This window comes from Streptomyces coerulescens (assembly GCF_042657965.1).
In the GTDB taxonomy this organism is placed as follows: Bacteria; Actinomycetota; Actinomycetes; order Streptomycetales; family Streptomycetaceae; genus Streptomyces; species Streptomyces coerulescens.
In genome coordinates, this window is record NZ_JBHSKM010000002.1 from 1,122,527 (window position 1) to 1,134,917 (window position 12,391).

The 12,391-nt window shown below is 72.2% G+C and carries 13 protein-coding genes; 6 read left to right on the top strand and 7 right to left on the bottom strand.

Annotation, left to right across the window (positions count from 1 at the left end; genetic code table 11):
- Positions 1-45: 45 nt before the first annotated feature.
- A complete protein-coding gene (locus ACFPQ9_RS06460) occupies positions 46-1,002 on the bottom strand; it encodes an ABC transporter substrate-binding protein (protein WP_380847885.1) in 957 nt (318 codons plus the stop codon).
- Positions 1,003-1,310: 308 nt separating this feature from the next.
- On the opposite strand from ACFPQ9_RS06460, the gene ACFPQ9_RS06465 reads away from it, so the two are divergent.
- Genes ACFPQ9_RS06465 through ACFPQ9_RS06480 form a run of 4 tightly spaced genes read left to right on the top strand, consistent with a single transcriptional unit; the run spans position 1,311 to position 5,283 of the window.
- A complete protein-coding gene (locus tag ACFPQ9_RS06465; protein WP_380847888.1) occupies positions 1,311-3,803 on the top strand; it encodes an ATP-binding protein in 2,493 nt (830 codons plus the stop codon).
- On the top strand, positions 3,800-4,276 hold the full coding sequence (locus ACFPQ9_RS06470) for a roadblock/LC7 domain-containing protein (RefSeq protein WP_176575074.1): 477 nt from the start codon (positions 3,800-3,802) through the stop codon (positions 4,274-4,276). The genes ACFPQ9_RS06465 and ACFPQ9_RS06470 overlap by 4 nt, the downstream gene beginning before the upstream one ends.
- 19 nt (positions 4,277-4,295) lie before the next feature.
- Complete coding sequence (locus ACFPQ9_RS06475) at positions 4,296-4,721, top strand: DUF742 domain-containing protein (RefSeq protein ID WP_380847892.1); 426 nt, start codon at positions 4,296-4,298, stop codon at positions 4,719-4,721.
- Positions 4,722-4,755: 34 nt separating this feature from the next.
- Positions 4,756-5,283 (top strand): GTP-binding protein, encoded by a 528-nt coding sequence (locus ACFPQ9_RS06480; protein WP_380848465.1) that lies wholly within the window; start codon positions 4,756-4,758, stop codon positions 5,281-5,283.
- A gap of 103 nt (positions 5,284-5,386) precedes the next feature.
- Here ACFPQ9_RS06480 and ACFPQ9_RS06485 read toward each other — a convergent pair whose 3' ends face one another.
- The 6 genes from ACFPQ9_RS06485 to ACFPQ9_RS06510 form a co-directional block, all read right to left on the bottom strand.
- Entirely contained in the window at positions 5,387-6,055 is a 669-nt protein-coding gene (locus ACFPQ9_RS06485; protein ID WP_380847895.1) for an ABC transporter permease, read from the bottom strand.
- A complete protein-coding gene (locus tag ACFPQ9_RS06490) occupies positions 6,052-6,765 on the bottom strand; it encodes an ABC transporter permease (RefSeq protein WP_380847898.1) in 714 nt (237 codons plus the stop codon). Before ACFPQ9_RS06490 ends, ACFPQ9_RS06485 begins: the two co-directional genes overlap by 4 nt.
- A complete protein-coding gene (locus ACFPQ9_RS06495) occupies positions 6,762-7,922 on the bottom strand; it encodes an ABC transporter ATP-binding protein (protein ID WP_380847901.1) in 1,161 nt (386 codons plus the stop codon). The genes ACFPQ9_RS06490 and ACFPQ9_RS06495 overlap by 4 nt, the downstream gene beginning before the upstream one ends.
- Positions 7,923-8,098: 176 nt before the next feature.
- Positions 8,099-8,830, bottom strand: a complete 732-nt coding sequence (locus tag ACFPQ9_RS06500) for a methyltransferase domain-containing protein (RefSeq protein ID WP_380847904.1) — start codon at positions 8,828-8,830, stop codon at positions 8,099-8,101.
- A gap of 113 nt (positions 8,831-8,943) precedes the next feature.
- Positions 8,944-9,555 carry a TIGR04282 family arsenosugar biosynthesis glycosyltransferase gene (locus ACFPQ9_RS06505; RefSeq protein ID WP_380847906.1) on the bottom strand — a complete coding sequence of 204 codons (612 nt, stop codon included), beginning with the start codon at positions 9,553-9,555 and terminating at the stop codon, positions 8,944-8,946.
- Positions 9,552-10,352, bottom strand: a complete 801-nt coding sequence (locus ACFPQ9_RS06510; RefSeq protein ID WP_380847909.1) for a glycosyltransferase family 2 protein — start codon at positions 10,350-10,352, stop codon at positions 9,552-9,554. Before ACFPQ9_RS06510 ends, ACFPQ9_RS06505 begins: the two co-directional genes overlap by 4 nt.
- Positions 10,353-10,455: 103 nt before the next feature.
- Here ACFPQ9_RS06510 and ACFPQ9_RS06515 point away from each other — a divergent pair, with 103 nt between their 5' ends.
- Together ACFPQ9_RS06515 and ACFPQ9_RS06520 are read left to right on the top strand one after the other, a co-directional pair.
- Positions 10,456-11,253, top strand: coding sequence for a response regulator transcription factor (locus tag ACFPQ9_RS06515; RefSeq protein WP_380847912.1), 798 nt, complete (start codon positions 10,456-10,458; stop codon positions 11,251-11,253).
- Positions 11,254-11,255: 2 nt separating this feature from the next.
- Positions 11,256-12,368, top strand: a complete 1,113-nt coding sequence (locus ACFPQ9_RS06520) for a sensor histidine kinase (protein ID WP_380847915.1) — start codon at positions 11,256-11,258, stop codon at positions 12,366-12,368.
- Positions 12,369-12,391 lie beyond the last annotated feature (23 nt).

Below are 12,391 nucleotides of genomic sequence, written 5' to 3' on the forward strand. Positions count from 1 at the left end.
GTTGTGACGGGCGCCCGTCACAACCCCGCGAGAACCTGCCGTACGTCAGCCGAGACCGGCCGACTTCAGCCAGGCCTTGGCCACGTCGAGCGGGTCCTTGTTCTCCAGCTGGACCTGGGAGTCCAGGTCCAGGAGGGTCTTCGTGTCGAGCTTGGCCGAGACCGCGTTGAGCGCGTCGACGCCCTCCTTCGACAGACCGCTCTTGTAGACGAGCGGAGTGACGTTGGCGAAGCCGAAGAGGTTCTTCGGGTCCTTCAGGACGACGAAGCCCTCCTTGGTGATGGTCGGGTCGGTGGTGAAGATGTCCGCGGCCTGCACGGTGTTCTTCGTCAGCGCCGCCTGGGTCAGCGGACCGCCCGCGTCCAGCGCCTTGAACGACTTGAACTTCAGGCCGTACTCGGTCTCCAGGCCCTTCAGGCCCTGGTGCCGGGTCTGGAACTCCGGCGAGCCGCCGATCACCAGGTCGGGGGCGATGTCCTTGAGTTCTTCGAGGCTGGAGTCGGCGGTGAGCTTGTACTTCTTCGCCGTCTCCGCGTTGATGCTGACGGAGTCCTTGTCCTCGGCCGGCGAGGACTCGAGGAGCGTCAGCTTCGCGTCCAGCTTGCCCTTCACCGCCTCGTTCACGGCGTCGGCGGACTCCTGCTGCGCCTTGGAGTCGAGGTAGGCGAGCAGCGAGCCGTTGTACTCCGGCAGAACGGTGATGGAGCCGTTCTTGAGCAGGCCGTACGTCGTCTCGCGGCTGCCGATGTTGGGCTTGTAGGTGACCTTGATGCCCTTGGCCTTGAGGGCCTCGCCGTAGATGTCGGCGAGCAGGATGGACTCGGCGAAGTTGTTGGAGCCGACGACGACGGTGTCGCCGCTCGCCCCGTCCCCGGCGAGCGGGTCGGACTTGTCGTCGGAGGAGGAACATCCCGCCAGCAGCGCCGCCGTGGCGGCGAGCGCGACAGCGGCCGCGCCGGGATGGTTCCTGAAGGACCTGCTGCGTGAAGCGGTGGAAGTCACGGTTCCCGTTCCGGATTCAGGGGTTGGGAGAGCTCTTCCACTGATCCAATCCAGCCGGTTCTCGGTCAGTCAAGACCGGTCAGGTCACCGATTGGCCTCAAAAAACGGAAGGTAACGGGCAGTTGTGCCGGGATGTGAAGGCGGGACGGTTGGGATGCAGGGGGCTGTAACGGATTCTTGACGTACAGTTCCGGTCACGGTGCTCAAAGGGCGGTACTGTCCCCCGGACAAAGCCGGTTCACTTCGAACAACAGCGGTCACGTGAGACCTCGCGCGCGCCGTGCGACGCCCATGAAGGAGGCAACTCGGTGTCCACGAACGAGGAGGGCGCACCCCGCCCGCGTCGTATACGCGGCTTCGCCGACCGCTGGCCCTTCAGACGCAAGCTGAACCTGCTCGTCCGGGTGCCGCTGGCCGTGGTCGCCGTACTGCTGGCCTACCTCATCGCCGACCAGACCACGCAGTCGCGCGCCGCGGCGGACGCCGCCCGGCTGGTGCGGGAGAGCGCCGAGGTCGCCACCCTCGTGGACCGGCTGGCCGCCGAGCACCAGCAGGCGATCCTGCTGTCCGTACGGCACGAGGCCAGCGAGGGCGACGAACCCTCCAGCGCCGCCTACCGCACCGCACAGACCATGGTGGACGCGCAGGTCCAGCGGGTGCGCGACGCGTTCGGGGACCGGCTGCCCGAGACCGAGGCGCAGGCCCTCAAGAGCGTCCTGGGTCTGACCAGCCTGCGGGACACCGTCGAGCAGGGCTATCTGCCCGCGAGCAACATCGACCCCGCCTACTCGCACGCGGCCAACGGGCTCATCGACGGTCTGGGCCTGGACCGCAACCCGGATCTCGCGACCACCTTCACCGGCAACCTCCTGGACTCGCTGCTGCGCGCGGGCGCGGCCCACAGCTCCTTCGAGACCGGCGTCTTCTCCGCGTCGACCGGTGACTCCAACGCGCTCATCGAGTTCATCGGCGCGATCGGCTCCTACGAGGAGTACACACACCAGGCCGAACGTTTCGCCAGGTTCGCGACCGCCTCGCAGACCGCGCAGCTCGACGGGATCAAGTACACGGCGGCACAGAGCATCATCAGCCGCCAGTACTCCGACCTCCAGATCGACCCCGGCTCCGTGCAGGCCGACTCGCCCGCCGAGATCCGCGGCTCGCTCGCGGCGGCGCTGGACTCCTACGGCGCCTACCGCGACCAGGCGAAGACCCGGCTGGCGATCACCACCTCGCTGATCCACCAGATCGCCGACCAGGCGGAGAGCACCTCCGACTCGGCTGCCTGGCGGGCGGTGCTGCTGCTCGGGTTCGCCGTACTCGGCTTCGCCGTCTGGCTGGCCCTCGCGATGCTGGTGCGCCGCTCGGTGGTCCGTCCGGTGCAGGCCCTCACGGGTGCCGCGCGGCAGGTCGCCGACGTCGCCGAACGGGAGCTGGCCCGAGTCGCCGACGACGACGCCGAGGACGACGGTCCGCCGCGGCTGCGCGAGATGCCGGTGACGGCCCGCGACGAGATCGGTGAACTCGCCGAGGCGTTCAACCAGGTGCAGACCACGGCGGCCGCGCTGCTGGAGCGGCAGGTGCTCAGCCGGCGCAACGTCGCCGAGATGTTCGGCAACGTGGGCCGCCGGGTCAGCAACCTCACCACCCGGCAGCTCGCCCTGATCGACGCGGTGGAGCGCGGCGAGACGGACCCCGCGCTGCTGGAGCGCCTGTACTCCATCGACCACATCGCGGTCCGGCTGCGCCGCAACGCCGACAGCCTGATGCTGCTCGCCGGCATCCACGAGGCCGTCCTCGACGCCGGGCCCACCTCGCTCACCAACGTCGTACGCGCCTCGCTCGGCCAGATCGAGGGCTACCGGCGGGTGGAGCTGCGGGCACGGACCGAGGTCAGGGTGGAGCCGGAGGTCATCGGCGACCTGACGCTGATGATGGCCGAACTGCTGGAGAACGCGGTGTCGTTCTCACCGGAGGGCAGCCCGGTCGAGGTGGCGGTGTCGGCCGCCGGCGACGACGCGGTCGTCGTGATCGCCGACCACGGTCTGGGCATGAGCCCCGAGCGCCTCGACGAGGAGAACGCCCGCCTGATCCGCCGCGAACGCCTGGACGTCGTACCGACCAAGGTCCTCGGCCTGTTCGTGGTCGGTACGCTGGCCCGCCGCTGGGCGATCACGGTCGTCCTGTCCCGCACCCCGGGCGGCGGTGTGACGGCCGAGGTGACGGTGCCGTCCTCGCTGCTGGTGACCGACAGCACGACGGGGACGACGGCCACGGCGGCGCTGACGGCGGTCGCGGCCGCCGCGAGGACGCCGGAGACACCGAAGACGGACGCCGACACCGCTGCCGCCCCCTCAGTTCCGGCCGCTTCTGCCGCTCCTGCCTCGACGGCCACCGGTCCGGTGCCCTCGCCCGCCGCCGAGCAGGTCGGCGCAGGGGACGACGGCGGGGACTCCGACGGGCCGCGGCCCCTCCCCCGCCGGGTCGCCCCGCGCGAGTCCGCACCGGAGCCCGCGGCGAAGGCGACGCACACGAACCCCGAGGCCCGCCCCCTGCGGCGCCGGGTCCGTGGTGCGACACTGCGTACGACGGCCGTGGACACCACCGAGCGGCCCACGGTGTCGCAGCAGGCCGCGCGGACCGTGGACGCGGACGAGGTGCGGGCGGCGCTGGAGGAGTTCGAGGCGGCCGTGGAACGAGCGCACCGCGACAGCAACGGCGGACAGCCAGAGCACGCCGCCCCAAGCACAACCCCCCACCCGCACCACCAGAACGACCTCCCGGAAGGAGCGCAGCAGTGAGCACGTCGACAGGTGGCACCCCGGCGGAAGGCGCCACGCCGGCCGAACTGAAGGCCGCCGCAGCCGACTTCACCTGGCTGCTGAACCGCTTCGCGAAGGAGACGGCCGGTGTCGTGGACGCCATCGCCGTCTCCTCCGACGGGCTGCTCATCGCCGTGTCCGAACTGCGTGAGCAGGCCGACTCCGAGCGGCTCGCGGCGATCGTCTCCGGCATCACCAGCCTGGCCGCCGGAGCCTCCGGCAACTACGGCCTCGGCGGTCTGAACAAGGTCATCATCGACCTGGAGGGCGGCCACGTCCTGGTCTCCACGATCGGCAGCGGCGCGGTCCTCGGCGTGGTCGCCGACAAGGAGGCCAAGCTGGGCAACATCGCCTACGAGATGACCGTGTTCGCCAATCGCGCCGGCGCCGCTCTCAGCCCGCAGCTCGTGCTGGAGCTGAAGAACAGCGTCGGCGCCGCGTCGGGTCGCTGACCCGGGAACGGACTACGCCATGGCGGACGGCAATCCACCACCGGAACCCAGCGGTCCGGACCCGGCCGGCTTCGCCTCCGCCGTGCGGCCGTTCCTGCTCACCGCCGGCCGGGTGGCGGACGGCGGCGACGGCCCGTCGCTGCCCGTGGAGACCCAGGTGGTGGCCACCGCCGAGGGGCTCGACGCGCTCGGCCGGCTCTCCTTCGAGCAGCACGACATCGTCGCCGTGTGCCGACGGCCGCAGTCCCTCGCGGAGATCGCGGCCCGGCTGCGGCTGCACCTGAACGTGGTGCGCGTCCTCGCCGAGGACCTGCGTGCGGCCGGGCAGCTGACGGTGCACGTGCCCGACTCCGGCGTCGTCCACGACGCATCCGTCCTGCGCAGGGTCATCGACGGCCTGCGCGCCATCCCCGACGCACGAGGGGTACTCCGTGACAGCGACTGAACCGGCGACCGTACGACCGCCGTTGCCGGTCAAGATGGTGATCTCGGGCGGCTTCGGCGTGGGCAAGACCACCGCCGTGGGCGCGATCTCCGAGATCGAGCCGCTGACCACCGAGGCCGCGATCACGGAGGTCGCGGCGGGGGTGGACGACCTCACGCACACCCCGCTGAAGACGACGACCACCGTGGCGATGGACTTCGGCTGCCTGACCATCGACCCGACGCTGAAGCTGTATCTGTTCGGCACGCCCGGGCAGGAGCGGTTCGGGTTCATGTGGGACGACATAGTCGAGGGCGCGGTCGGCGGGCTGGTCATCGTCGACACCCGGCGCCTGGACGACTGCTACGCCGCCGTCGACTACTTCGAGCACCGGGGCATCCCCTTCGCGGTGGCCGCCAACGCCTTCGACGGCAAGGTCGAGCACACCCTGGAGGAGATCCGCTGGGCCCTCGACGTCACCGAGGGCGTCCCGGTCGTGGTCTTCGACGCCCGGGAGCGGGGTTCTGTGCGGGACGCGCTGCTGGTGGTGCTGGAACTGGCGCTGGCCCGGACGGGGGCGTGACGGTCACGCCCGTCGTTCGGCTGCCGCGCCGTCGTGGCTGGTCGCGCAGTTCCCCGCGCCCCTGAGCGGGTTGCCGAACCGCCCCCTGCTCGGCAAGGCACTCTCACGCCCGCTTTCGCACACCCGGTGACACCGCGAAGCGACCCGCTGCCCAGAAGACCGCCAGCGTCACCAGGGCCAGCCCGGCCACCAGCGTCGCGCCGCCCACGACCTTCTCGTAGTTGCGCTGGTAGAGGCCGTCGACGATGTAGCGGCCGAGCCCGCCCAGGGCGACGTACGCGGCGATGGTGGCCGTCGAGACGATCTGGATGGCCGCGGAGCGCAGGCCGCTGAGGATCAGCGGCAGCGCCGCCGGGACCTCGACCTGGAAGAGGACCCCGAACTCGCCCATGCCCATGCCCCGTGCGGCGTCCACCGGTGACGGATCGACGGAGCGCATCGCCTCGTAGGTGGTGACGAGGATCGGCGGGACGGCGAGGATGACCAGCGGGGTCATCACATTGACCATGCCGAAGCCCACCAGCAGGGTCATCAGCACCAGCAGGCCGAAGGTGGGCAGGGCCCGCCCGGCGACGGCGATCAGGGCGAGGGCGTTCCCACCGCGGCCGTAGTGGCCGGTGACCAGACCCACCGGCAGCGCGATCAGCGCGGCGATGCCCAGCGCCTGCAGCGTGTACTGGATGTGCTCGCCCACGCGCGTGGGGATGCCGTCGTACCCCTGCCAGTGGGCGTTGTCGCTGAAGAAGTCACTGATGAAGTGGAAGAGGTTCACCGGGCTGCGTCCTCCAGGGCTGCGGCGGCCGGTTCGGGCCGGTCGGCCTTCGGTGTCCGGGGTGAGCTGCGCGGCATCCACGGTGTGAGCAGTGTGCGTACGAGCACCAGCAGGGCGTCGGCGAGAACCGCCAGGACGGCCATGCTGAGCACGGCGTTCAGCGCGAGTTCGGGCCGGTTGTAGATGTTCGCGTCGTTGATCATGTTGCCGAGCGCGCCCTGGTTGCCGATGAGGGCGCCGACGCTGACGAGGCTGATGCTGGACACCGTCGCCACACGCAGCCCGGCGATGATCGCCGGCACCGCGATCGGCAACTGGACCTGGACGTACCGGCGTACGGGGCCGAAGCCCATGGCCGTGGCGGCGGCGAGGGTCTCCTGGGGGACCGAGCGGACGCCGTCGACGATCGCCGGGACCAGCACGACGAGGCTGTAGACGGTGAGCGGGATCATCACCGTGAGCTCGGTCTGGCCGGTGTAGTCGATGAGGAGGACGAAGAAGGCCAGCGAGGGGATGGCGTACAGCACGGTCGTCACCCACAGCACCGGCGGGTACAGCCAGCGGAACCGCACGCACAGCTGGGCCAGCGGCAGCGAGATCACCAGTCCGGCCAGCACCGGCAGCAGGGCCTCGCGCAGATGCAGCCCGACCAGTCCGAGCCAGGTGTGCTGGAGGTCGCTGGGGATGTCGAAGAAGCGGTCCCAGTTCATCCGGCGACCTTCATGTCCGTACGACCGCCCTCGTCCGGTGCGCCGGTGTCGCTGCCCTCCGCGTGGGCGCCGCGGATCGCCTCGGCGATGGTCTGCTGCGAGACGACGCCGGTGACCCGGCCGTCGGTGTCCACGGCGACGGCCCAGCCGGTGGGTGAGAGCACCGCGCAGTCCAGGGCGGCGCGCAGCGAGTCGGTGCCGGGCACGAACGGCCGCCCGTACGGCAGGAGTTCCTCCGTCTTGATGTCCCCGGCGGTCAGATCCCGCGGCTCGCTCCAGCCGAGCGGCTTGCCGTCGGGGTCCGTGACCAGGAGGTAGGGGACGTCGGTCGAGTCGTGCGCGGCGATCCGCTCGGCCGTGGCGTCGACGGCCACGACGGGCTCGGTGAGCAGTTCCAGGCCGGCGGCGGGGAAGAAGGACAGCCGCCGGATGCCGCGGTCGGCGCCGAGGAAGTCCTCGACGAACGCGTCGGCGGGGTGGGAGAGCAGTTCGGCGGGCGGGGCGAACTGGGCGAGTCTGCCGCCGGTGCGCATCACGGCGACCATCGTGCCGAGCTTGACGGCCTCGTCGATGTCATGGGTGACGAAGACGATGGTCTTGCCCAGTTCCTCCTGGATGCGCAGGAGTTCGTCCTGAAGCCCCTTGCGCACCACGGGGTCGACGGCCGAGAACGGCTCGTCCATGAGCAGCACCGGCGGATCGGCCGCGAGCGCCCGCGCCACGCCGACGCGCTGCTGCTGACCGCCGGAGAGCTGGTACGGGTACCGCTTGGCGAGCGCGCCGTCGAGGCCGACGCGCTCCATCAGCTCCCTAGCCCGGTCCCGGGACTTCTCCTTGCCCCAGCCCAGCATGCGGGGCACGGTGGCGATGTTGTCGAGGATCGTGCGGTGCTGGAAGAGACCGGCGTTCTGGATGACGTATCCCATGGACCGGCGCAGGGTGTTGACCGGCTGCTGCTGGATGTCCACGTCGTCGAGGAGGATGGTGCCCTCGCTGGGCTCGACCATCCGGTTGATCATCCGCAGGGTGGTCGTCTTGCCGCAGCCCGAGGGGCCCACGAGAACGGTGATCGAGCGGTCGGGTATCTCCAGCGAGAGCCGGTCCACCGCCACCGTGCCGTCCGGGTAGCGCTTGGTGACTGAATCTATCCGTATCAAAACGCCGAATATCCTTCGGGATTGGCGGAATCTGACCGTTCCGTTCCGGCCAGTCGGGCAGGCCGTCGCTGGTCGAGTCTAGACCGCTTGTGTTGCAGAAATTCGAACGGTTGGACCGGCCGTGTCGGATTCCGCGCTGGTGGGCGCGTCGGACCACGCGGCGCCAACTCCCTTCCTCACCCGGCGGCCGCTCGCGAACCGGAAGGGCGGCCGCTGCGCAGGGCGGCGAAGGAACGGCCGCCCGCCGTCCACTGGGCGACGGCACGCCAGCCGGCGTGCTCCGCGTACCGGAGCAGGGCGGGGGTTCCGAGGCGGGCCCAGGGGAAGGCGGCGCCGGTGGCACCGCGGGCGTCGGTGACATGGACCTGGACGCGTTCGTCGAGGTCCAGGTCCGGCACGGTCTCGGCGATCAACAGGCCGCCGGGGGCGAGGAGTCGGCCGGTCCGGGCGAGCAGGGCCGCCGGGTCGCCGCCGATGCCGATGTTGCCGTCGATGAGCAGGGCCGTACCCCAGCGGCCCTCGCCGGGCAGTGGTGCGAAGACGGAGCGGTGCAGCGCCGGTGCGCCGAGCCGCCGGGTGCGGGCCACGGCGGCCTCGCTGACGTCGATGCCGAGCACGCGCCTGCCCTGCCGGCTCAGCGCCGCCACCAGCCTGCCGGGCCCGCATCCGACATCGAGCACCGCGCCCTCACAACGGCGCAGCACCTCCAGGTCCGCCGCGTCGGCTTCCGCGCACCAGCGCTCCACGTCCAACGGCAACAGCCAGCCGTCGGTGCGGCGCAGGAAGAGGGGGCCGCGGCCGTTGCCGAGGGCGAGCGCGTAGGGGTCGGCGGACCAGGCGCCGTCGGCGTCGGGGGCGGAGCCTCGCGGGCCGGGCGCCGGGGTGGTGATCCGCTCGGTCGTGGCCATGTCGGACTCGGCTCGGGGTGGTCGCTCGCTGTCGGTGCCGGTGGCCGGGCGGGGGATCGTGAGGGGGCCGGACCGGCGACCCGTCCACGCGGCCGCCGGCCGGCGCGGGCCCGTCATCGGCCCGCGGCCGGGGCGAGACGTGCGAGCGCGGCGGCGAAGCGGCCGCCCGGCGCACTCCTGGCGACCAGGTCGGCGTCGTCACCGGTGTCGACGTCCCGCAGCCGCGGCAGGTCCCGCACCCGAAGATCACTGAGGCGGGCCCGCTGGGCGGCGCCCGTGTGCGGAGTCGACATCGGGACGCCGCGCAGACGGGAGGGGTCCGGTTCGGCGAGGCCCAGCGCCCAGAAGCCGCCGTCTTCGGCGGGGCCGAAGTACGCGTCGCAGCCGGACCAGTCCACCGTCAGCAGTTCCGGCGTGACCTGCGGGGTGTCCATGCCGATGAGCAGCGCCGGGCCGTCGCAGCCCGCGAAGGCGGCGGCCAGCCGCTCGTCGAGGCCGCCCGAACACTGCGGTACGACCTCGAAGCCGTCCGGCAGCCAGGGTCCCGGCCTCCCGTCCAGCACCAGCACCCGGCGTCGCGCGGGTGTGTGCGCGACGGCGTCCAGTGTGTCCGCGAGGGACGCCTCGGCGAGCGCGGCGGCCTCCTCGGGGGTGAAGGGCGGCGTCAGCCGGGTCTTCACATGGCCCGGCCTGGGCTCCTTGGCGATGACGAGGAGCGTGGTCACGGGCGGGTCCCCTTCCGTACGGCGGTGGCGTGGCCGTCGGCGGAGGCGGCCTCGCGCTCCGGGTACGTGAGCGGCTCCCCCGCACCCCCGCGTCCCTCGTCGTCCGCCAGCACCCGGCTCATGTCGCGGACCGCCTGCCACGTCCCCCGCCAGGTGCCGGTCACCTTCGACGCGCCCGTGCGCGGGTGGTACGGCACGTCGTACTCGGCGATCCGCCAGCCCGCGTCGGCGGCGCGGACGACCATCTGGAGCGGATAGCCGCTGCGCCGGTCCGTCAGACCGAGCGCGAGCAGGGGCTCGCGGCGGGCGGCGCGCAGCGGGCCCAGGTCGTGCAGCCGCAGGCCGGTGCGGCGATGGAGCAGACGGGTGACGGCGAGGTTCCCGGCCCGGGCCCGCAGCGGCCAGGCGCCGCGGGTCCCGGGGCGGCGACGGCCCAGGACCAGGTCGGACTCGTCCGCCGCGATCCGCCGCACGAAGGGCACCAGGTCGCCCGGGTCGAGTGTGGCGTCGCAGTCGCAGAAGCAGACGATGTCGGCCGTGGCCGCGGTCAGCCCCGCGTGGCAGGCGGCGCCGAACCCGCGCCGCTCCTCCCGGACTACGGTGGCCCCGAGCGCCCTGGCGACCTCGGCCGAGCCGTCCGTGGAGCCGTTGTCCACGACCAGCGCCCGCCATCCGGGCGGGACGCGCTCCAGGACCCAGGGCAGCGCCTCGACCTCGTCGAGACAGGGAAGCACGACGTCGACGGAGGCCGCGCCGGGCGGGTTCGTTCCTGCGGAAGGGATCGTCACGGCTCTCACCCTACGAGCACGAAACGGGCATTTCGGGCCATGGCTCCTTACGAAACAAGGACGTCCGCCGCCGCCGGCCGCGCTCGCGCGCGTGAGGTGCGAGGCTGGCGGCATGGAGCAGCAACAGCCGTACTCGCAGGCCGGGGCAGGGGACGAGGTCAGGGCCGGGGCCCGGGTCCTGGTCGTCGACGACGATCCCACCGTCGCCGAGATCGTCACGGGGTACCTCGACCGTGCCGGTTACGTCGTGGACCGTGCCGGCGACGGCCCCGACGCGCTCGCCCGGGCCGCCGCGCACTGGCCGGACCTCGTCGTCCTGGACCTGATGCTGCCCGGCATGGACGGCCTGGAGGTGTGCCGCCGGATACGCGGCCGCGGCCCCGTGCCGGTCATCATGCTCACCGCGCGCGGCGACGAGGACGACCGCATCCTCGGCCTGGAGGTCGGCGCCGACGACTACGTCACCAAGCCCTTCAGCCCCCGCGAGCTCGTCCTGCGCGTCCAGTCGGTGCTGCGCCGCACCGGCCCGGCCCAGCCCTCGGGCACGCTCCGCGCGGCCGGGCTCTCGGTCGACCCGGCGGCCCGCCGCGCCACCAAGCATGGCACCGAACTCGCCCTCACCACCCGCGAGTTCGACCTCCTCGCGTTCTTCCTGCGGCACCCCGGCCGGGTCTACAGCCGGGAGGACCTGATGCGCGAGGTGTGGGGCTGGGACTTCGGCGACCTGTCGACCGTCACGGTCCATGTACGGCGGCTGCGCGGCAAGGTCGAGAACGACGCGGCCAGGCCACGGCTCATCCAGACCGTGTGGGGCGTGGGCTACCGCTTCGACACTAGCGACGGCGGCCGCCGAGCCGACGCCGACACCCCCGGCACCCCTCCCGGTACCGCGCCAGACGGGGTGGCCTGACCGTGCGCGACACCCTCCTCATCGCCCTCTTCGCCTTCCTCGGCGCCGCCGCGGCCGGCGTGCTCGGCGCGTGCGTGCTGCTGCTGATCAGGCGCCGTTCACTGATCGCGCATCTGACCGTGGTCGCCGGCGTCGGCGTCACCGCCATGCTCGCGGGCACCCTCGCGGTGGCCCAGGCGATGTTCCTGTCCGGGCACGACCTGAGCGTCGTCACGACCGTCGTCGCCATGGCCGCCGTGGTCTCCCTGGCCACCGCCCTGCTGCTCGGCCGCTGGGTCGCCGCCCGCAGCCACGCCCTCGCGCTGGCCGCCCGCTCCTTCGGCGACGGCGGCGACTTCACCTCCCCCGACGGCCCCGCCACCGCCGAACTCGCCGCGGTGAGCCGGGAGTTGGAGGCCACCAGCGCGAGACTCGCCGAGTCCCGCGAGCGGGAACGCGCCCTGGAGACCTCCCGGCGCGAGCTCGTCGCCTGGATCTCCCACGATCTGCGTACCCCGCTGGCCGGGATGCGCGCGATGGCGGAGGCGCTGGAGGACGGGGTGGCCGACGACCCCGGCCGCTACCTCAAGCAGATCCGCATGGAGGTCGAGCGCCTCAACGGCATGGTCGGCGACCTGTTCGAGCTCTCCCGGATACACGCCGGGACCCTCACGCTCTCGCTCGCCCGGATGTCCCTGTACGACCTGGTCGGCGACGCGCTCTCCGGAGCGGACGCGCTGGCCCGCGAGCACGGGGTCCGGCTGGTCGGCGAACAGGTCGAGGGCGTGCCGGTGCAGGTGGACGGCAAGGAGATGAGCCGCGTCCTCGGCAATCTGCTGGTCAACGCCATCCGGCGGACCCCGGCCGACGGCACGGTCGCCGTCACCGCCGCACGCTCCCCCGACGGTGTGGTGCTGTCCGTGACCGACGGCTGCGGCGGCATCCCCGAGGAGGACCTGCCGCGCGTCTTCGACACGGGCTGGCGCGGGACGCACGCCCGCACTCCCCCGGCGGGCGCCGGTCTCGGCCTCGCCATCGTGCGGGGCATCGTGGAGGCCCACCAGGGGCGGGCCACCGTCCGGAACGTTCCCGGTGGCTGCCGTTTCGAGGTGGTGCTGCCCGCCGCCGCTTCCTGAACGCGGGCAGCACCACCGGTCCT

What these genes read in the sequence shown, in the direction of transcription:
- ACFPQ9_RS06475 (WP_380847892.1), top strand. Translation starts at nt 4,296, where the DNA reads ATGGCGGACGGCAATCCACCACCGGAACCCAGCGGTCCGGACCCGGCC.
- ACFPQ9_RS06480 (WP_380848465.1), top strand. Translation starts at nt 4,756, where the DNA reads ATGGTGATCTCGGGCGGCTTCGGCGTGGGCAAGACCACCGCCGTGGGC.
- ACFPQ9_RS06490 (WP_380847898.1), bottom strand. Translation starts at nt 6,765, where the DNA reads ATGAACTGGGACCGCTTCTTCGACATCCCCAGCGACCTCCAGCACACC.
- ACFPQ9_RS06500 (WP_380847904.1), bottom strand. Translation starts at nt 8,830, where the DNA reads ATGGCCACGACCGAGCGGATCACCACCCCGGCGCCCGGCCCGCGAGGC.
- ACFPQ9_RS06515 (WP_380847912.1), top strand. Translation starts at nt 10,456, where the DNA reads ATGGAGCAGCAACAGCCGTACTCGCAGGCCGGGGCAGGGGACGAGGTC.